14 protein-coding genes are annotated in these 19,535 nt (G+C 35.2%); 4 read left to right on the top strand and 10 right to left on the bottom strand.

From position 1 onward, the window contains the following. Nucleotides 1-200 precede the first annotated feature (200 nt). From JO950_RS02365 to JO950_RS02345, 5 genes are all read right to left on the bottom strand, one after another. Nucleotides 201-386, bottom strand: coding sequence for a hypothetical protein (locus tag JO950_RS02365; protein ID WP_202700885.1), 186 nt, complete (start codon nt 384-386; stop codon nt 201-203). A gap of 125 nt (nt 387-511) precedes the next feature. Next, nucleotides 512-3,853 (bottom strand): preprotein translocase subunit SecA, encoded by a 3,342-nt coding sequence (secA, locus tag JO950_RS02360; RefSeq protein WP_202700884.1) that lies wholly within the window; start codon nt 3,851-3,853, stop codon nt 512-514. A gap of 87 nt (nt 3,854-3,940) precedes the next feature. After that, on the bottom strand, nt 3,941-4,162 hold the full coding sequence (locus JO950_RS02355; protein WP_007138072.1) for a DUF2795 domain-containing protein: 222 nt from the start codon (nt 4,160-4,162) through the stop codon (nt 3,941-3,943). A gap of 187 nt (nt 4,163-4,349) precedes the next feature. Then, nucleotides 4,350-4,919, bottom strand: a complete 570-nt coding sequence (locus JO950_RS02350) for a cob(I)yrinic acid a,c-diamide adenosyltransferase (protein WP_089076597.1) — start codon at nt 4,917-4,919, stop codon at nt 4,350-4,352. Nucleotides 4,920-4,988: 69 nt separating this feature from the next. Beyond that, nucleotides 4,989-5,693, bottom strand: coding sequence for an ABC transporter ATP-binding protein (locus tag JO950_RS02345; protein ID WP_017495157.1), 705 nt, complete (start codon nt 5,691-5,693; stop codon nt 4,989-4,991). Between the two features lie 302 nt (nt 5,694-5,995). Between JO950_RS02345 and JO950_RS02340 the strand changes: the two genes are divergently transcribed. Continuing rightward, nucleotides 5,996-6,655, top strand: coding sequence for a DUF6565 domain-containing protein (locus JO950_RS02340; RefSeq protein ID WP_202700883.1), 660 nt, complete (start codon nt 5,996-5,998; stop codon nt 6,653-6,655). A 75-nt stretch (nt 6,656-6,730) separates the two neighbouring features. Here the strand turns inward: JO950_RS02340 and JO950_RS02335 are convergent, their stop codons facing one another. From JO950_RS02335 to JO950_RS02320, 4 genes are all read right to left on the bottom strand, one after another. Beyond that, nucleotides 6,731-7,585, bottom strand: coding sequence for an alpha/beta fold hydrolase (locus JO950_RS02335; RefSeq protein ID WP_202700882.1), 855 nt, complete (start codon nt 7,583-7,585; stop codon nt 6,731-6,733). A gap of 50 nt (nt 7,586-7,635) precedes the next feature. After that, on the bottom strand, nt 7,636-8,427 hold the full coding sequence (locus JO950_RS02330; protein WP_202700881.1) for an O-methyltransferase: 792 nt from the start codon (nt 8,425-8,427) through the stop codon (nt 7,636-7,638). 158 nt (nt 8,428-8,585) lie between these two features. Then, the gene (locus JO950_RS02325; protein WP_202700880.1) at nt 8,586-9,044 is read right to left on the bottom strand and encodes an FKBP-type peptidyl-prolyl cis-trans isomerase; all 459 of its coding nucleotides are present in this window, start codon (nt 9,042-9,044) and stop codon (nt 8,586-8,588) included. 158 nt (nt 9,045-9,202) lie between these two features. Further along, nucleotides 9,203-11,065 carry an ABC-F family ATP-binding cassette domain-containing protein gene (locus JO950_RS02320; RefSeq protein WP_017495162.1) on the bottom strand — a complete coding sequence of 621 codons (1,863 nt, stop codon included), beginning with the start codon at nt 11,063-11,065 and terminating at the stop codon, nt 9,203-9,205. Nucleotides 11,066-11,585: 520 nt separating this feature from the next. Here JO950_RS02320 and JO950_RS02315 point away from each other — a divergent pair. Together JO950_RS02315 and JO950_RS02310 are read left to right on the top strand one after the other, a co-directional pair. After that, nucleotides 11,586-15,926, top strand: coding sequence for a PKD domain-containing protein (locus JO950_RS02315; protein WP_237732261.1), 4,341 nt, complete (start codon nt 11,586-11,588; stop codon nt 15,924-15,926). An 8-nt stretch (nt 15,927-15,934) separates the two neighbouring features. After that, the gene (locus JO950_RS02310) at nt 15,935-16,924 is read left to right on the top strand and encodes a PorP/SprF family type IX secretion system membrane protein (RefSeq protein ID WP_202700879.1); all 990 of its coding nucleotides are present in this window, start codon (nt 15,935-15,937) and stop codon (nt 16,922-16,924) included. A 62-nt stretch (nt 16,925-16,986) separates the two neighbouring features. On the opposite strand, the gene JO950_RS02305 is transcribed toward JO950_RS02310, so the two are convergent. After that, complete coding sequence (locus JO950_RS02305) at nt 16,987-17,952, bottom strand: T9SS C-terminal target domain-containing protein (RefSeq protein WP_202700878.1); 966 nt, start codon at nt 17,950-17,952, stop codon at nt 16,987-16,989. 160 nt (nt 17,953-18,112) lie between these two features. Here JO950_RS02305 and JO950_RS02300 point away from each other — a divergent pair, with 160 nt between their 5' ends. Next, nucleotides 18,113-19,531 carry an undecaprenyl-phosphate glucose phosphotransferase gene (locus JO950_RS02300; protein ID WP_202700877.1) on the top strand — a complete coding sequence of 473 codons (1,419 nt, stop codon included), beginning with the start codon at nt 18,113-18,115 and terminating at the stop codon, nt 19,529-19,531. Nucleotides 19,532-19,535: the final 4 nt, after the last annotated feature.

Below are 19,535 nucleotides of genomic sequence, written 5' to 3'. Positions count from 1 at the left end.
TGTTAATTGAGGGGATAAATATTCAATTACAGTTCTTAATAGAAATCCCAAGGTTAATATAATTATGGCAACAGAAACTGATTCAAAAATGATTCTATTTTGTGTTAATCTTTGAGTGTTATATCTGAAGTAATGGGAATATATTAAAATAAAATAACCAACAATTACAGGAAGTAAAAGTAGATTGTACGGCATCATATTTAGATTCTATTTGCTTCTATCTGCTCTTTAATTGCAGTAGATTTTTTAAGGTTTTTTATAGCTTCTCGTACTTCTGTACGGTTGTAAAAAACTTTTTTATCAACATATAACCTACCCTCTGCAGTTCCTCTTAATCCAGTATCTTTTGAATCGGATTTTTTAAATAAATTTAAAATTGCTGTCATTGTTAAGTAGTTTTAGTTTTACAAATATAAGAAAATCTGAATAGATTTCCTGTCGGGTTTGTTAAAAACAACAAACCCGACAGGTTTTTTGAAACCTGTCGGGTTAGCTTAATTAAAAGTCTTTATTATTTAACGATAATCCATTCGCCTGAGGCTACTAAAGATTCCGCTTTTTTAAATTTCATTGTTTCTGTTTTGCCGGTTGCAACTTCCTGAACAGTTACAGTATCATTACGATTGATTTTTGGCATATCTCTTACAATCGTTTCTGTAACCTGACGCTGTTGTGTTTCTCCGGCTTCACGGTTGATTTCCTCGCTGTTTACGATTTCGTCTTTGCTTAATTTGAAGTTTTCTTTTTGACGTACTTCTTTAGCTTCGTGAATTTCAGGAACGTTTTGAGCCGGTAAATCACCTTTGAACAAGAATGAAATAACTTCTCTGTTAACGTTGTCTAACATTCCTCTGAACAAATTGAAAGCTTCTAATTTGTAAATAAGCAATGGATCTTTTTGCTCGTGAACGGCCAATTGAACTGATTGTTTCAATTCGTCCATTTTGCGTAAATGTTTTTTCCAGGCCTCATCAACGATAGAAAGAGTAATGTTTTTCTCGAAATCGGCAATTAACTGAGCTCCTTCGCTGTCGTATGCTTTTTTCAAGTCGGTTACCACATTCAGTGTTTTGATACCGTCTGTAAATGGAACTACGATACGCTCAAAATGATTGTTTGGCTCTTCGTAAACTCCTTTAATGATTGGGAAAGCTTCTCTGGCGCTTCTTTCTGTTTTTTCAGTATAGAAAGCCAAAGTCTCTTTGTATATTTTTCCTGTAATTTCGATGTCTGATAATTTCGTAAAATCAGCTTCAGAAATTGGAGAAGTGATAGAGAAATAACGGATCAGATCAAATTCGAAAGTTTTGAAATCATTAGCTACTTTATTCTGACTTACGATTAGTTCACAAGTATCGTAAAGCATGTTTGCGATATCCAGTTTCAAACGTTCACCAAACAAAGCATGACGACGACGTTTGTATACTACTTCACGTTGAGAGTTCATTACGTCATCATATTCTAATAAACGTTTACGAACACCAAAGTTATTTTCTTCTACTTTTTTCTGTGCACGCTCGATAGATTTCGTCATCATAGAATGCTGAATTACTTCGCCTTCCTGAAGTCCCATTCTGTCCATCACTTTAGCTACTCTTTCAGAACCAAATAAACGCATTAGGTTATCTTCAAGTGAAACATAAAACTGAGAACTTCCCGGATCTCCCTGACGTCCTGCACGACCACGTAACTGTCTGTCTACACGACGAGAGTCATGACGCTCTGTACCCACGATGGCTAAACCTCCGGCAGCTTTTACTTCTGGAGTTAATTTAATATCGGTACCACGACCAGCCATGTTGGTTGCAATCGTTACTACTCCGGCTTTTCCTGCTTCTTCTACAATTTGTGCCTCTTGTTTGTGCATTTTAGCATTCAAAACGTTATGTGTAACGCCTCTCATTTTCAACATACGGCTTAATAACTCTGAAATCTCTACAGAAGTTGTTCCAATAAGAACAGGTCTTCCTGCATTTGATAATTCAGTTACGTCTTCAATTACAGCATTGAATTTTTCACGTGTTGTTTTGTAGATATAGTCTTCTTTATCTTGTCTCGCAATCGGACGGTTGGTTGGAATTTCAACAACGTCTAATTTGTAAATCTGCCATAACTCGCCAGCTTCTGTAACAGCTGTACCGGTCATACCACCTAATTTACTGTACATTCTGAAATAATTCTGTAATGTAACAGTTGCAAAAGTTTGTGTAGCAGCTTCGATTTTTACATTTTCTTTAGCTTCGATCGCCTGGTGTAAACCGTCAGAATAACGACGGCCATCCATGATACGGCCTGTTTGCTCATCGACAATCATAATTTTGTTGTCCATGATCACATACTCTACATCTTTTTCAAAAAGAGCGTAGGCTTTTAAAAGTTGAGTAAGAGTATGGATACGTTCGCTTTTTACTCCAAAATCCTGGAATAATCTTTCTTTTGCTTCTGCTTCACCATCTTTGTCTAGTTTTTGCTTTTCGATAGCGGCAATTTCAGTTCCGATATCTGGAAGTACGAAAAAGTCAGGATCAGTATCTCCCGAAAGGTATTGGATACCATTATCTGTCAATTCAACCTGATTGTTTTTTTCTTCAATTACAAAATACAAAGCTTCATCCACTTTATGCATTTCGCGATTGTTGTCCTGCATGTATTGATTTTCGGTTTTTTGAAGCAATTGTTTGATTCCTTCTTCACTCAAAAATTTAATTAATGCTTTATTTTTAGGTAAACTTCTGTAAGCTCTTAACAATAAGAATCCACCTTCTTTAGTGTTTCCTTCTTTGATTAATTTTTTTGCTTCTGCTAAGAAACCGTTTGCCAACTGACGTTGTTGTGCTACTAAGTTTTCGATTTTTGGTTTCAGCTCATTAAATTCATGACGGTCTCCCTGAGGCACCGGTCCTGAAATAATAAGTGGTGTTCTGGCGTCATCAATCAATACAGAATCGACCTCATCGACAATAGCATAGTTGTGTTTTCTTTGTACTAAATCGCTTGGCGAATGTGCCATGTTATCTCTTAAATAGTCAAAACCAAATTCGTTATTGGTTCCGTAAGTGATATCGGCGTCGTATGCTTTCTTTCTTTGTTCCGTACTTGGCTGGTGATTATCGATACAATCAACAGTTAAACCGTGGAATTCAAATAAAGGGGCTTTCCATGTACTATCACGTTTGGCAAGGTAATCATTCACAGTTACTAAGTGAACTCCGTTCCCGGTCAAGGCATTTAAGTATAATGGAAGTGTAGCTACTAAAGTTTTACCTTCCCCTGTTTGCATCTCGGCAACTTTACCTTCGTGCAACACCATACCACCAATTAACTGAACATCATAGTGAATCATATCCCAGGTGATGTCTTTTCCGGCAGCATTCCATTTGTTAGCCCAGACAGATTTTTCGCCATCTATAACAACGTATGGTTTTGTTGCCGAAAATTCGCGGTCTTTTGCAGTTGCGGTAACTTCAATATGAGAATTTTCTTTGAAACGTCTTGCAGTTTCTTTTACCACAGAGAAAGCTTCAGGAAGGATTTCCAATAAAGTTTTTTCTGAGATTTCGTAAGCTTCTTTTTCAAGAGTATCAATCGCATCATAAAGATCTTCTCTTTTGTCGATGTCTTCGATGTTTTCTACTTCTGCTTTAAGCGAAGCAATTTTAGCATCTTTATCAGCTCTGGCTTCTTTTATTCTTTCCTTAAAAAATACAGTTCTGGCCCTTAATTCGTCGTGAGACAAACTCATTAGGCTGGTTTCGAATGTTTTAATTTTGTTTAAGTAAGGCTGTAAAGCTTTGACATCTTTCTGTGATTTATCACCTACAAAGACTTTAATAATACTGTTTATGAAACTCATGATTTATTGTATTTCTATTTTATGTAAATGTGTATTTGAACCAAAAAAAAAGCCTCGGTGATGAGACTTTTTCCTTTGGTTTATTTTTTAATATTCATCCTCATTCCAAAGATAATCTTCGTCTGTTGGATAATCAGGCCAAATTTCTTCCATTGATTCATATATCTCGCCTTCGTCTTCAATCGACTGAAGGTTTTCTACCACTTCTAATGGAGCACCAGCTCTAATAGCGTAGTCAATAAGTTCATCTTTGTTAGCAGGCCATGGCGCATCACTTAAATAAGATGCTAATTCTAATGTCCAATACATCTGTTATCTGTTTAGTTTTGTGCAAAAATAAATTTTTTACTGAAAAAGACAAGTAAAATTTGATTTATTTTAATAAAATTTAAGAACGTCTTGCTGATTGCAGATTTTAGATTGTTGATTTTAGATTTAAGAATGCTCAAAATGTGCGAATATCTAAAATCAAAAATCGTTAATCATCAATCTAAAATTACTTCCTTGGAATCCATTTCACTTCCTCCGCGTTTAAATCTGAGGACAACTTCCGTGCCAAGACAAAAAGGTAGTCAGAAAGTCGGTTTAAGTATCGAATTGCGATTTCAGGAACAGCTTCATTATGGCTTAAATGTACTGCCAAACGCTCGGCGCGACGACAAATACAACGTGCTATATGACAATGTGACACAGTAGGATGTCCTCCAGGTAAAACAAAATGAGTCATTTGTGGAAGACTTTCTTCCATTTGGTCTATTTCATTCTCTAATAATTCGATATCGGTATCGATAATTCCAAGGTTTTTTAGACGAAGTTCCCCATTTTTAAGAACCTCTTTTTCTGCCGGAGTAGCCAAAATGGCACCAACGGTAAACAGACGATCCTGAATTTCAATTAAAATAGTTTTATAATGTGCATCCATTTCCTGATCACGAATAAGCCCTATATAAGAGTTTAGTTCGTCTACAGTACCGTAACTGTCAATTCGGATATGGTCTTTGGGAACACGGTCACCGCCAAACAGAGCAGTAGTTCCTTTGTCTCCTGTTTTTGTATATACTTTCATTTTTTTTTGAGGTGCTAAGATTCTAAGGTGCAAAGGTTCAAAGGCTTTTCTTTGCGATTAAACGATTAATCAACTAAACGATTTAACTTCTTTTTGGGTGTCACTTTCGATTAATCCGTCTCTTAAGCGTATTACACGATGTGCATAGGCTGCAATGTCTTCCTCGTGTGTTACCAGAATTACGGTGTTTCCCTGTTCGTGAATGTCACCAAAGAGTTTCATGATCTCCACAGAAGTTTTACTGTCTAAGTTTCCGGTTGGCTCATCGGCAAGAATAATAGAGGGTTTATTGACCAAAGCTCGTGCAATGGCAACACGCTGACGCTGTCCTCCTGATAGCTGGTTGGGCTGATGGTCCATTCGGTCGGCAAGATTTACCTGCTTTAAAACTTCTTCGGCTCTTTTAACACGTTCTGTTTTGGAGTAACCGGCATAAATCATAGGCAAGGCAACATTGTCTAAGGCTGTAGTTCTAGGCAGCAGATTGAAGGTCTGAAATACAAAACCAATTTCTTTGTTTCGAATTTCAGCCAGTTCATCATCACGCATTTGACTGACATCTTTTCCATTCAATACGTATTGTCCGGAAGTTGGCGTATCCAAACAACCCAGTAAATTCATTAAAGTTGATTTTCCGGATCCGGATGGGCCCATTAAAGCCACATATTCCCCTTTGTTGATTTGCAGGTCGATTCCTTTTAAAACATAAACAATTTCATTACCCAGAACGAAATCTCGTTTGATGTTGGTTATTTTAATTAATGGATTTGCCATTTCGATTTACAATTTTGGATTTAAATGTACAAAAGACTTTTCAATAAAAGTATGAGTAGTCGAGATTTGGTTTTTGTTACAAATTGTCTTTTGTTTTTATTCATCTGAAAATAATCAAAAAACTTATCTTTTTTCGACAGAAGAGCGTTATGTTGTTTTTGGTAAATTTTACATAATTAACATCAAATTTTGTATTTTATAGTTTTAATATATTTTTAATGTTTAAAAGATGATAATTGTGTAATTTTTTAGGTTAGGTTTTAGGTAGATTTGTTAAGATGGTAACTAAAACAACTAAGATTATGAAAAGTATATCATTATTATCCGGAATTGCGGTAATCGCATTAGGTTTTGTATCCTGTAAAGATGAAAAACAAGAACAGGCCGAAAAAACAATCGATTCTTATGTTGCCTATGTCGATTCTGTTAAAAATGTTAAGGCTGATGATTTAAAGACTGATTGGAAAGCGGTTGAAGCCGAGTATGAAAAAAGAGCTGCGAATGCTCAACTGGCACTTGCTGATATTAAAGAAAATAATGCCGCGACAGAGAAAATAAATACGAGTAAGATCAAATACGAAGAATTTAGAAATAATATGGTGACTATTCTTGCTCCTCCGGCCCCAAGTCCAAAACAGCAATTGCGTAATGCTTTATTTGGTGAAGGAAAAATTGGAGAAGATATGAGTTTTGCCTGGGTGAATGCTAAAAACATTCATAGTGTCTACCAACAGTTTGTGCATACGGTAGAAAAAAATAAAGACAGTTACTCCCGTGAAGACTGGGACGAAATTAAATTGATGTATGAAGCACTTGACAGCCGAAAAAATACAGTAGAAAAAGAAGGCTTAACAGGCGAAGACAATCGTAAAATTGCCGGTTTGAAATTAAAATTTGCGCCAATGTATACTTTAAACAGAATGGGGGCGAAGTCTGAAGAAACGGCAGCGGCTAAGAAGTAAGTTTTAAAATTTTGAATTAGTAAAAAAATGGCAGCCAGAAATGGTTGCCATTTTTTTTATCTACTATTTTGTAAATTATTGAGATTGAAATCTTTTTAAATCTTCTAAAAAAATAGGCCAGATCGTATCTTTAAACTGACTTCTGAAAAAACCGAAATGACCTATGTCTTTTACGCCAAATTCTTCTGCTTTTAAATGAATTCTGCTTACTTCAGATTTTTTAAATTTGGAAGCAATCCAATCAATTGCCGATACAGTGGCATAAAAATCGTTGTCGATACTATAGGATTTAATGCTGCAGTTTATTTTATCGTAATGTTCTTTTGCATTTTCGATGCAGTCAAAATGGTAGTTGGGTTTCTTGCACCATTTGGCCCATTCAATCGCCATTCCTTTTGGTAGATCTTCCATTCGGGTGAAGTGACTGGAAGGGAGATAATTGAAGAATTTAGTAAGAGACGGTATAATTGCATACCACAAAAACTGCATTTTTAATCGGTCAAATCCTTTCCAGTGTATCCAGCTTCCGGATTGTGATGCCACCATTATAATACCATCAAATAAATTATTCGAAGGAACTAAGCCAATAAGCTGACCGCCAATACTGTGTGTTATGATGAATAATTTGCTGTTTGGAGTTTTATTTTTGACATATTTAACTACACTTTCAAAGTCGTTTTGTGCCCAATTTGAAGCTGTTGTAGAAAACTTAGAAAGAGGTTGAAGTTTAGAATCGCCAATTCCTCCATAGTCAAAAGTAAAAACAGAGTAATTGTTTTTAGATAAAAACTTTGAAAAATTTTGATAATAATTTTGCTTGACTCCTGTGGCAGAAGCAATAATAACACAATTGGCATTTGGATTGTCTGAAAGGAATTCAGTTACGGCTATAGAGTATTCTAAAGGGGTATCAATTTTGATTGCATTCATATAAACTTCGTATAGTAACAAATGTAATAAAAATTGTATACTGAAATTTGTCAAACGCGAATCACAAAATGTTCTTTTTCCTGTTCGTATCTGAAAAATACAAATCCCCATTGAAAAGTGTCTATAGTGACTTTTACTTTTGGATGATTTTGGATGATTCCCCAGGCTTCTTGCATTTCTTCTGACCAATGAATGTCGTCAAAGATCCAAACCGAATCGTTGTTGATTGTTGGTAATAAAAGCTCAAAATATTCCAGAGTTGCTTTTTTAGAATGATTACCGTCGAAATAGATTAAATCGAAGTTTTGAGCCTCCGTATTCAGTCTCCGTTGAATATCCTGAAGATAGTTTTCAAATTCTGTTACAATTGAATTTACATTCAAACAATCAAATTCCGTAAATTGATTTTGGGCAACATTTGCTGTATTTGGACAACCTTCTAATGTAATAACTTTTGCTTTTGGATTCCCTAGAGCCAAAGCTGCAGTTGCCGAACCTAATGATGTTCCAATTTCTAAAACATTCTTAGGCTGAAAATAATTGGTTACGCGAAATAACAATTCAGCTCGTTTTGGAGAGATTCCGGCTGTTGAAGCAATTTTTGAGATTTGCCTGCTGTTGGATTTAAAAACTTTCGAACCCGCTCCAAAATCTGTTACTTCAATGAAGTTTTTATTTTCTAAAAGTGATTTTCGATATTTTTTTAGAATTAAATATTCCGGTTTTGGTTTCCTGTCGTAAAAACATTTCGTCAATAAATGGAATACAAACGGGGAATGAACAGCATGCTCGTTTTTAGAGTTCCAAAGAAATTTGAGATATGATTTTATTGTATGTAGCATTTTTTTGTTTCGCAGAGATTCACAGAGAAATGCAAAGATTCGCAAAAAAAATTTCTGCAGCTCGCTTTTTTTGCGAATCTCTGTGTAATTGTTTGAGTATTTGATTCTAAATTAAAGCCCTTAATTGATCTTTGTAGAATCATTTTGTTAATTGAAGCTTATTTGTTTACTTTGATTAATTTAACATCAAAAATAAGTACTGAGCCTCCGGGGATTTTATTATTTCCTTTGCTGCCATAGCCCAAATGCGAAGGAACAAGAAGAATCCCACTTCCACCGGTTTTAAAATAAGGAATGCCTTCTGTCCATCCTTTTACCACTTCATCTAAATAGAACGAAATTCCATCTGAATTACTTTGATCGAATACCGTTCCATTGGTAAAAGAGCCTCTGTAAGCTACAGTTACATTAGATTTTGCCGTTGGCTGAATTCCTGTTCCCGGAACATCAATAACATAGTAAAGTCCTGTGCTGGTTCTTTGTGCAGTTAGTTTATTTTTTGCAATATAATCCGTAATTTCTTTTTCGTTTTGAGCGGTGTAATCCTTTTCTTTTTCATCTTTTGAACAAGAAATAAAAAGCATTACAGCAAATAGTGAAGCTAAAAGGTATTTCATAGGAAAATAATGTAATATGGGGTTAATAAAAGTGCTAATATAAAAAATACTATGTTTTTTGTTGCACAGAGATTCGCAAAGAAAAACAAAGATTCACAAAAGAAAAATAAAGCTTGGTGCAGCTCTGCGTTTCTTCTTTGTGAATCTTTGCGGAATAACTATCCCTCAATCTTAGCTGAAAGCTCGAACCAACGTTCTTCTTTCTGATCTATTTTGTTGATGATGTTTTGTAATTCGTTTGCCTTTTTCTCGATATCAGCATCGGCAACTTTTCCGTCAGAGAATAATTGTTCGATTTTAGTCTTTTCGATTTCTAAATCTTTGATTTCTCTTTCCAGTTTCTGATATTCTTTCTGCTCGTTGAAACTTAGATTTCCGGTTGGATTGTTTTGCTTCCAGTCTTTCTTTTCGGCCTTGTTCTCTTCTTTCTGAGCCACATCGGCACTGTCTTCGTAGGCTCTGAAATCAGAGTAGTTTCCGGGGAAATTTTCGATTTCGCCCTGTCCTCTGAAAACAAATAAATGATCGACAATTTTATCCATGAAATAACGGTCGTGCGAAACTACCAGTAAACATCCCGGATAATCTAAAAGGAAACTTTCTAAAACGTTTAGCGTTACAATATCTAAATCGTTTGTAGGCTCATCTAAAATTAAAAAGTTAGGATTCTGAATCAGAACCGTACATAAATACAAACGTTTTAATTCTCCACCACTTAATTTGTCAACGTAATCATATTGTTTTTTGGCGTCAAAAAGAAAACGCTCCAATAATTGTGAAGCCGATATAATTTTGCCTTTGGCTAACGGAATATACTCTCCGTATTCTTTAATAATATCGATAACTCTTTGTCCCGGTTTCGGATTGATTCCGCTTTGCGTGTAATAACCAATTTTGATGGTGTCGCCTTTTACAACTCGTCCACTGTCCGGTGGGATCGTTCCCGTAAGAAGGTTTAGAAAAGTAGATTTTCCGGTTCCGTTTTTACCAATAATTCCAATTCTCTCGCCACGCTGAAAATCAAAACTAAAATGATCGAGTATAACTTTGTCTTTGAATTTTTTAGAAAGTTTGTGAAGCTCAATAATTTTGCTTCCCATACGTTCCATATTAATTTCAAGTTCTACTTTATTTTCTTTACGACGGCTTTGTGCCTTTTCTTTGATCACGTAAAAGTCATCCTGACGGGATTTCGACTTTGTAGTTCTTGCCTTAGGCTGACGGCGCATCCATTCCAATTCTTTAACGAATAAGTTTTTGGCCTTGTCAACACTCGCATTTTCAGAAGTAATTCGCTCCTCTTTTTTCTCTAAATAGTAAGAGTAATTTCCTTTGTATTGGTATAATTTCCCGTTATCAAGTTCGATAATTTCGTTACAAACACGCTCTAAAAAGAAACGGTCGTGCGTTACCATAAAAAGGGTAATGTTTTCTTTGGCAAAATAACTTTCCAGCCATTCGATCATTTCTAAATCAAGGTGGTTGGTTGGTTCATCCAGAATCAATAAATCAGGGCGATTGATCAAAATGATCGCCAATGAAAGACGTTTCTTTTGTCCTCCTGAAAGATTTTTTACTTTCAGTTTAAAATCCTCCAGTTTTAGTTTGAATAAAATCTGCTTGTATTGTGTTTCAAAATCCCAGGCATTGTGCTGATCCATTCCGTCAAAAGCTTTTTGGTAAGCTTCTTCGTCATTTGGGTTCTCTAATGCTTTTTCATAAGCTTCAATAATCTTAAGCGTCTCATTATCGGAAGCAAAAATGCTTTCTTCGATAGTTAATTCGTCCTGTAGGTTATTGTCCTGAGAAAGAAAAGCCATTCGAATGCCTTTTCTCAGAACGACCTGCCCTGTATCCGGTTCGTCCAAACCATTGATAATGCTCATAATGGTCGTTTTTCCGGAACCATTTTTTGCGATGAAGGCAATTTTTTGATCTTTATTGATTCCAAAAGAGATGTTTTCGAATAAGGTTTTTTCGCCAAATGATTTGGATATGTTTTCTACAGATAGGTAATTCATGTTGTAAAAGTGCCTAAAACAAGGCTTTTTTAATTTATTAAAAATTTTAACGAGGTCTCTAATTAGATCTCTAAATTTTTAATAGGAATTTAATTTTGACGGTGCAAAGATACCTTTTTGGATCAAACAAAAAAATAGCTTAAAAATAGTGTTCGAACATAAAAGATGCAGCAACTTTAAATGTCAAAGCTTTTGAATAGATTCTCTTTGTTAGAAATACGATAGACAATTGTTAGTCGCTGGTATTGAATAAAGTGGAATTACCGTATTCTGGTTCAGTTGAAAAATACCCTTTACTCTTTTATATCCAACGGTTTTTTTAAGACTTCTATTTATCCAGTTATGTCTTAAAAGATGTCGATTATTACACTCAAAGACCGGTTATTGCATCTAAAAAAATAAATAAGTGTACTCTTGTTAATTTTGATTTTATGAATGGCTGCTTTGGTTTTTTTAATGACAAGATAAAATGCTAATTATGAGCTTAATTTATTTCTTTAATCAAATAATCAAAAAAATAATGAAAAAACTTTATTTTTTAATGCTATATTTTTCATTAGCTATTACTTCTTTTGGTTATAGTTTTACGAATAGTATTGCTACTAATACTACTCTTTCAGTACCTCCCGGCGTCGATTTTAGCTTCGCCAATGACAACTCTTGTTCAGGTACCCTTATTACATTTATTTCAGCTGTTAACGGTAATGGTCCTTTTCAATATTCTTGGAATTTTGGAGATGGAAAAACTTCAAGCAGTAGTAATCCCTCTCATACTTTTGAAGCGCTAGGTTGCGGGACTCAAAATTTTACCATAAAATTGACTGTTACTGATGTCAATGGTGAAGCAAGCACTATTGCAAAAACGATTACAGTAAAACAGAAACCAAATCTAAGATTCATAAACTTAGATAACTCAGGAACATCTTTTGAAAAATGTGGAGATAGCCAGAATCCCAAATACACTATTAATGTTGGCAATATATCTAATTCAGTATCATGCATTAAATCCTATGTTGTGGATTGGGGGGACGGAAGTTTAGAAAACAATATTACTTTTCCTAAAACGCATGCCTATTTAAAATTAGGATCTTATAAGATGGTGATTACCGGAGTGGGAGCTAATGGCTGTAATAATTCTGTTACTTATATAGTCAATAATTCGACCAGTCCAAAGGGAGCTCTTATAACTCCGGGTAATACTACTAATTTATGTCTTCCGGTTGATACAATGGAATTCGAAATAGTTTCATGGGGTTCTAATCCATCAGATACACAATATGAAATTAATTTTGGGGACGGTACCATTGAGAAGTACAGTCAAAAAGACATGGAAAGTTCCATACAGTATAATTCTGCGAATCCTTCGGCTTCTCTAAACTTTCCTGTATTACATCAATTCACAAAGGCAAATTGCCCCTTAGGAAATACGATCAACTTAAATATAATAACAACATGCGGACGCAGTACTTTTACAGTAGGTCCTGTTATTATATTAGATGTTCCTAAAGTAGACTTTGCCATTAATGCTATCTTATGTTCTAATACACCTATAATATTTATCAATAAATCTAGTGCAGGATATGGTAATAATTGCGGTGCTGCAGGTGTTTACACCTGGGATTTTGGAGACGGAAACATATCAAATGAAGGTAGTCCAGAACATATATATTCGACACCGGGCACTTATACCATTAAATTAACAGCAAAAACACCTTGCGGTGCCGCTAAGGAAGTTACAAAAACAGTTTGTGTTGAACCGGTACTGCAACCTCAATTTACTTACAGTAATGCATGTGTTTTAAAAGATGTTATTATTACAAATAATACAGATGCAAGTCAGGGATGTAGTATTGAAAGTTATAATTGGGAAGTTGTCAAATATAGTGAAGAATTTTGTGGGGGATCAGCAGCATGGAATTTTGTAAACGGAACCAATGCTTCGTCTAAGAATCCGGTTTTTAATTTTGCAAATCCGGGAACATACTATGTAAAGCTAACTACTAGGAACGCATGTGGAATTTTCCAGTCTGTAACAGAAATGATACAAGTAAAAAAAACTCCTGTCATTACGCTGAATCCTATTCCTGATTACTGTAACTCTATATCTATTAATCCCGTTGCGACTGTAGATCAAAATTGTTCTCCGGGTTCAGAAATCAGCTATCTCTGGAGTTTCCCCGGAGCCACACCTTCTTCATCTACCTCACTTAATCCCGGGGCAGTAAATTATGCCAACAGTGGTAATTATACCGTTACATTTAGTGTAACCAACAGTTGTGGGACTACTACAAAAACAGTTCCTTTTTCGGTAGCTTTAACCCTTAAGCCTATTATAAGTTCAAAGACAGTAAAGGTATGCAGCAAAAACACCTTTCAGGTTACACCCGTCACCAACACAACAGAGAATGTACCAATAGGGACTACTTATGTATGGTCTGAACCTATAATTTCTCCTGCCGGATCTGTAAGTGGTGCAAGTGCACAATCCTCGCCAAAAGACAATATTAGTCAGACTTTAGTAAGTAATATTGACAGTCCGGCAACAGTGACCTATACAGTAACACCTATGTCAAAGGCCTGTACCGGAGCAAATTTTACAATAACAGTTACAGTCGATCCATTAATAGAAGTAATCGAAACGGTAAAAAATAGTACCTGTTTTGGGGCAAATAACGGTTCTATTGATCTGATTGTAGACGCAGGTATTCCTTTTATAAACGTAAATCCGTATGCATTTCTATGGACAGGCCCTGATGGTTTTACAAGTACTAATGAAGATATTTCGGGTTTAAAACCCGGTGACTATGTTTTAAACGTAACTGACAATGGTAATTGCCCCTTCACAAAGACTTACAACGTTGCTGAGCCGGAATTATTTCAATTTTCGGCAATTAAAAATGATATAAGCTGTTTTGGTTTAAATGATGGAAATATCAGGCTATCGGTTAAAGGAGGAACACAACCTTACACCTATGAGTGGAAAAAAAACGGAAATCCTTATCCAGAAACTGTTGAATATATAGATAATCTCAAACCTGGAACATATGATGTGATAATTACAGAAGTAAACAATTGTAACCTACTTAAAGGAACTTATACAATCGAAGAGCCTCCAGTATTAAAAGTAAATCTGACCAAACAAATGAATATTTTTTGTTATGGATATTCTACAGGTGAAATCGAAATAAATACAGTTGGAGGAATACCTATCGAAACATCTTCGGGAGTCTTTGATTACAATTATAGCTGGACGGGTCCAAATGGCTTTACAAGTAATCTTCAAAATTTGAAAAATTTAGCTGTAGGGACTTATAATTTGATTGTTACAGATAAATCAGGTTGTACAGATCATTTGCAAGTCATATTAACCCAAAATGCAGAAATCGTTTTTAATTACACTAAATCCGAAATATCGTGTTTTAATTCTGCAAATGCTTCTGTTAGTATTGACAATATAAAAGGAGGAGTTCCTTTCACTACCGGAGATCCCTACAGTGTAAAATGGAGTAATTTGGGTACCGGACTTACACAAAATAATTTATCAGCAGGATCTTATACCATTACAATTACAGATTCATTGGGCTGTTCAAAAGAATCATCATTGATCATAGAAAATGCCCCTGTTTTTAGTATAAAACCAGATATTAAAGACATTTCCTGTTTTGGTGCAAAGGATGGTTATATCCACTTAAATCTTTTAGGAGGTAAAGCGCCAATTACTTTAGTTTGGGATGATAATCCATCGGCCGGAATAGAACGGAATAATATTGGACCGGGAAAATATAGCGTGACAATTACAGATTCTAAATCATGTGTAATAAAAGAAACCTTTACTATTTCGGAACCTTCATTATTGAAACTAAATGCAGATGTTTCGAACCCGTTAGATTGTGCAGATGCCAATACAGGCATTATTAATTTAATTGTAACGGGAGGGAAAGCTCCATTTACATACGAGTGGTCCAATGGTGCCAAAACCGAAGATTTAAATAAAATTCCGCCGGGAACCTATCAGGTAACCGTTACTGATGTGAATGGCTGTAAAAAATCCGGCGAGTGGAAAATTACCCGATTTGAAGAGCTAACACCTACTATCGAAGTTAAAACAGATCTTAATTGCGAAACCAAGTATATAAATCAAACCTATATCGGACATGTAAAAGGAGGGGTTCCTCCATATAGATTAAGTTGGTCTGATGGAATTGTCACAGGAGATAACAATGAAATAATGAATACAAATAAAGAAGGACTGATTACGTTTAGTGTGACTGACAGTTTTGGTTGTACAGCTACTATTCCTTACAATGTTAAAAAAACTGTTTTGGGTATAGCCAATTATACTACTGGTTCATATACTAAAGATGTTTATGATACATATTCTGTTTATGACCCAATTTTATTCACAAATTTAGCTACGGGAGATTTTATAAATACATCTTGGGAGTTTGGGGATGGTAATTTTTCTAATGAAGTAAATCCAAAACACATTTATACAAGAGAAGGGACGCGTGCTGTTACACAGACAGTTACTTATTCTTTTGGATGTCAGTACAAATATACATCCACATTGATCATCACAAAAGGATATAGTATAATGATGCCGAATTCCTTTACTCCAAACAATGACGGTTACAATGATGTATTTACACCCGTATTTACTGGCTTAGAGGATATTAGTCTGATTATTTTTGATAACTGGGGAGGTGTTGTCTATACTGAAACAGGAAAAAATATTAGTGGATGGAACGGGAAGATAAAAGATGTGGATGCTCAGAGCGGGAATTATTATTTTATGCTCACCGGAAAAACTTTTTACAATCATACGGTAACCGAAAAAGGAGCATTTACACTAATTAAATAAAGTACTGTATGAAATTAAATCTTTTTATCATAATCCTGGCATGTTGTTTTTTTTCAGAAACAAGAGCTCAGGATCCCATTTTTACACAGTATTTCTTAATTCCGGAAACACTTAATCCCGGTTTCAGTGGGTTTAGAGAAACTACTTACGCAGGTATTATTCATAGAGAACAATGGCCGGATTTAGATCTAAAAATGGATACCGATTATGCCTTTATTAATACTTGGAATGAAAATATGAACAGCGGTTATGGATTGAGTGTTTTAAATCAAAGACAGAATGTAAACCATTATAGTTATACACAAATTAATGGGAACTATGCCTATAAAGTAGAGTATAATGATACCTGGGTTTTTCGACCGGCAATTGAAGTAGGTTTTGGGGTAAAGTCATTCGGTTTTCAAAATCTATTGCTTGAAGATCAGATAAACATAAAAACAGGTACAATTAACCCCACTTCAATTGATCCAATACTAAAAAATGATAAAATCAATTTCTTTGATGTATCAGCGGGAATGGTTTTCAATACCGAAAGTCTATGGATTAGTTTGTCTATGAAACATCTTAACAGACCCGATATATCTTTTACAACAAACGGAAATGCACGTTTAGATTCTTTCTTTTCTTTAAGCTCAGGTTACAAATTTCTATTGGCGGATTATGTCGATGTCGTATTTTTGCCGTATGAAGCCAAGATGCTTGTTACATCAAACTATATGCAACAAGGGCGTTATAATCGATTTGATATAGGTACATCAGTCCTATTCGAAAATATATATTTTGGAGCAACAGTAACTACTAACCCGTCAAAAAACGATATTGGGAATCAATTACTGACTTCGATAAATTTTTTTACAGGACTACAGTACGAAAATTTGAAATTAGGTGTTTCTTATGATATGAATACCTCTAATATTGGAAGGACAGGGGGTGTTTATGAAGTTTTATTAACCTATCAATTTGATTCTTATGCAAAATGTTTCGGTTGCCCGCATTAAACAGAGAAGCAATCGTTTCAATTTTCATTGATTGTGAAACTGAAAGAGATATTATTTGTGAATTAATTATGAAGGTAGAAACTTAGTACAGAACTCAAATCGAAATAATGAAGCTGCTGGGGTACATAAAGGATCGGTTTTCGAATGAGGGATTCATTGGTTAAATAATAATGCAGACCGTCATGAGTTGCAATTCCTTCTATTTGATGGAAGGGTAGCTTCAGCTTAATCCTTCGTTTATTTCCCGACAGAAAATCAGTGTTTTTGAAATCGTACAAAAGATACAAAAAGGGTTTGCCAAGTTTAGAGTACCCACAAAGAACAATTGTTTTTTTAGACGCTAAATAAGTCGCGCCGGTCACCAGGCCTTTTGTGTTTAAGGTGTGTTTTAGTCGTGCAACGTGAGAACCCGCTTGGTTAGACAAAACGTAAATGTTGGTTTTAGATGTTTTCCATTGTTTGGTAAATAAATAAATGCTGTCTTTGGACACGATGAATGCTTCGCAGTCAAAATTAGCAGTGTTTGGTTTTTTTGCAGAAAAATCAGTTTGGTCGGCGTATTGAAAGGAGATTTTTTCAATTGCAGGATTTCCTTCCAAGAACGATTTTTTCGCTATTTTTAGAATGTTCAGATCGGTTCTGTTACCGAAGTAGTTGTTCCCGAAATCTCCAAGGTATATAAAAGAACTGTCTTGTGAAATCTCTTCCCAGTCGTGATTGATAACCTGTTTCAGAACAACTTTTTTTCGAATTTTACCCACTGAATCCAATCCGTAAATTGTGGTGTCATGATCGTCATTGTGCGTCCAGAGTAAATTATCGAAAGCAATCAATCCAGAGGTTTCTTTAATCGAATCGCTCAGGAGTTTAGAATATAGGGGGCTGAGGTGGATTTTTTTATAGTTGCAGCTTCCGTCGTTAACTGTCGCAGCGGTATTGTAATTTTTAGAAAGCGGGTCGGTACAGCTTAAAACTTGAGCATTAGCAAAAGAGACAGTCAGGCAAAAGAGTAAAAAAGTCTTAATCATGGTCTGCAATATTAAATTTGCATAATATAAAAGTAAACTTTTAAAGATAGATTTTAAATAATGCTGAAAAATATAATTAAAATACTATTTTGCACTATTAATTTTTTAACTGATTTTTAATCAGTTTTTATTTCGCTTAGAGTAAGTATATATCCCCGATATGGAAATTTTACAGAAACTGTCGCATTATCGTTTTTCGCGCTATTTCAAGCTTTTATTTGTTTGCGTTGATGTTGTGTTGTTAAATCTGGCAACAGTACTTTCTGCACTGACAAGATTTGGCAGTTTAGACAAGCTTTTATTAAAAGAAGAACGTACAGTTTCATTGCTGGCAATTTTAATTTGGGTAGCCTTATTGTTTCAAAATGATTCCAATAGAAGCGTAAGAGTAGAACCTATCGAATCAATATTGGTCAGAACTGTTAAGAAGTTAGTGATTCACGCTGCTTTGATTTCCATTTTTGTGGTGTATCTCAAATACAATGAGATCTCAAGACTCAGACTGCTTTCTTTTTATTTGATTTTTTTTGGATTACTGATGATCTCCCGCTATTTGTCCATGAAACTTTTAAAGTACATCAGAAGTCGTGGGTATAATTTTAAAACATTTATTATTGTAGGAGCAAACGAGGCAGGAGAAAGAATGCGTAAGATACTCGCAAAAGATCTGACGTACGGTTATAAATTTTTAGGTTTTTTTGATGAGAGCAGAAGTCACTCAATTATTGATGCTACTTCAGTGTTAGGCGATTTTAGTGCCATTCATAAATTTGTAGTCGGAAGAAAGGTCGACGAAATGTACGTGGCACTGCATATTGATCAAATTGAGGTTATTAATAAATTGACACAGATTTGTGAGCAAAACATGGTGCGTATTAAGTTTATTCCCGATTTTCAGCAGTATACAAAGTCCAGTAAGGTAGAAGTGACGTTTTATGAAAACACACCGGTTTTGATGTTCCGAACGGAGCCTTTGGAGTTTGCTGTGAACCGACTGATAAAAAAAGTTTTTGATGTTGTTTTTTCACTTTCCGTAATCTTGCTGGTATTTCCGTGGCTCTTTCCTGTTATTATGCTGATCATTAAAATTGAATCGCCGGGACCTGTGTTTTTCAAGCAGGAAAGATCGGGGCGCGACAACCGGTCGTTTATGTGTTATAAATTCAGGAGTATGCGTGTTAATCGTTTGGCCCATAAAAAACAAGCTGAGAAAGGAGATAGCCGTGTTACAAAATTTGGTTCTTTTATTCGCAAAACAAGTATTGATGAGCTGCCACAGTTTTTCAATGTTTTCTTAGGAGATATGTCGGTCGTAGGGCCGAGACCTCATATGGTGAATCTCGCTAAAGAATACAGCGATTTGATTAATAATTACTTAGTGCGTCAGTATGCCAAACCCGGAATTACTGGCTGGGCACAGGTCAATGGCTATCGTGGCGAAACCAAAGAGTTAGTCGATATGGAAAACAGAGTGGAATATGACATTTGGTATATCGAGAACTGGAGCCTGATGCTGGATATTAAAATCATTATAAAAACGATCATCAACATCGTAAATGGAGAAGAAAACGCCTATTAGTATG

This window comes from Flavobacterium sp. UGB4466, from assembly GCF_903469665.1.
Classification (GTDB): Bacteria; Bacteroidota; Bacteroidia; order Flavobacteriales; family Flavobacteriaceae; genus Flavobacterium; species Flavobacterium lipolyticum.
Note: the sequence above shows the minus strand (reverse complement) of the source record. Positions and strands in the feature narration are given on the sequence as shown.

What these genes read in the sequence shown, in the direction of transcription:
- JO950_RS02320 (WP_017495162.1), bottom strand. Translation starts at nt 11,065, where the DNA reads ATGAATTACCTATCTGTAGAAAACATATCCAAATCATTTGGCGAAAAA.
- JO950_RS02335 (WP_202700882.1), bottom strand. Translation starts at nt 7,585, where the DNA reads ATGAATGCAATCAAAATTGATACCCCTTTAGAATACTCTATAGCCGTA.
- JO950_RS02350 (WP_089076597.1), bottom strand. Translation starts at nt 4,919, where the DNA reads ATGAAAGTATATACAAAAACAGGAGACAAAGGAACTACTGCTCTGTTT.
- JO950_RS02340 (WP_202700883.1), top strand. Translation starts at nt 5,996, where the DNA reads ATGAAAAGTATATCATTATTATCCGGAATTGCGGTAATCGCATTAGGT.
- JO950_RS02305 (WP_202700878.1), bottom strand. Translation starts at nt 17,952, where the DNA reads ATGATTAAGACTTTTTTACTCTTTTGCCTGACTGTCTCTTTTGCTAAT.
- JO950_RS02345 (WP_017495157.1), bottom strand. Translation starts at nt 5,693, where the DNA reads ATGGCAAATCCATTAATTAAAATAACCAACATCAAACGAGATTTCGTT.
- JO950_RS02365 (WP_202700885.1), bottom strand. Translation starts at nt 386, where the DNA reads ATGACAGCAATTTTAAATTTATTTAAAAAATCCGATTCAAAAGATACT.
- JO950_RS02315 (WP_237732261.1), top strand. Translation starts at nt 11,586, where the DNA reads ATGAAAAAACTTTATTTTTTAATGCTATATTTTTCATTAGCTATTACT.
- JO950_RS02355 (WP_007138072.1), bottom strand. Translation starts at nt 4,162, where the DNA reads ATGTATTGGACATTAGAATTAGCATCTTATTTAAGTGATGCGCCATGG.
- JO950_RS02325 (WP_202700880.1), bottom strand. Translation starts at nt 9,044, where the DNA reads ATGAAATACCTTTTAGCTTCACTATTTGCTGTAATGCTTTTTATTTCT.
- JO950_RS02310 (WP_202700879.1), top strand. Translation starts at nt 15,935, where the DNA reads ATGAAATTAAATCTTTTTATCATAATCCTGGCATGTTGTTTTTTTTCA.
- JO950_RS02330 (WP_202700881.1), bottom strand. Translation starts at nt 8,427, where the DNA reads ATGCTACATACAATAAAATCATATCTCAAATTTCTTTGGAACTCTAAA.
- secA (WP_202700884.1), bottom strand. Translation starts at nt 3,853, where the DNA reads ATGAGTTTCATAAACAGTATTATTAAAGTCTTTGTAGGTGATAAATCA.
- JO950_RS02300 (WP_202700877.1), top strand. Translation starts at nt 18,113, where the DNA reads ATGGAAATTTTACAGAAACTGTCGCATTATCGTTTTTCGCGCTATTTC.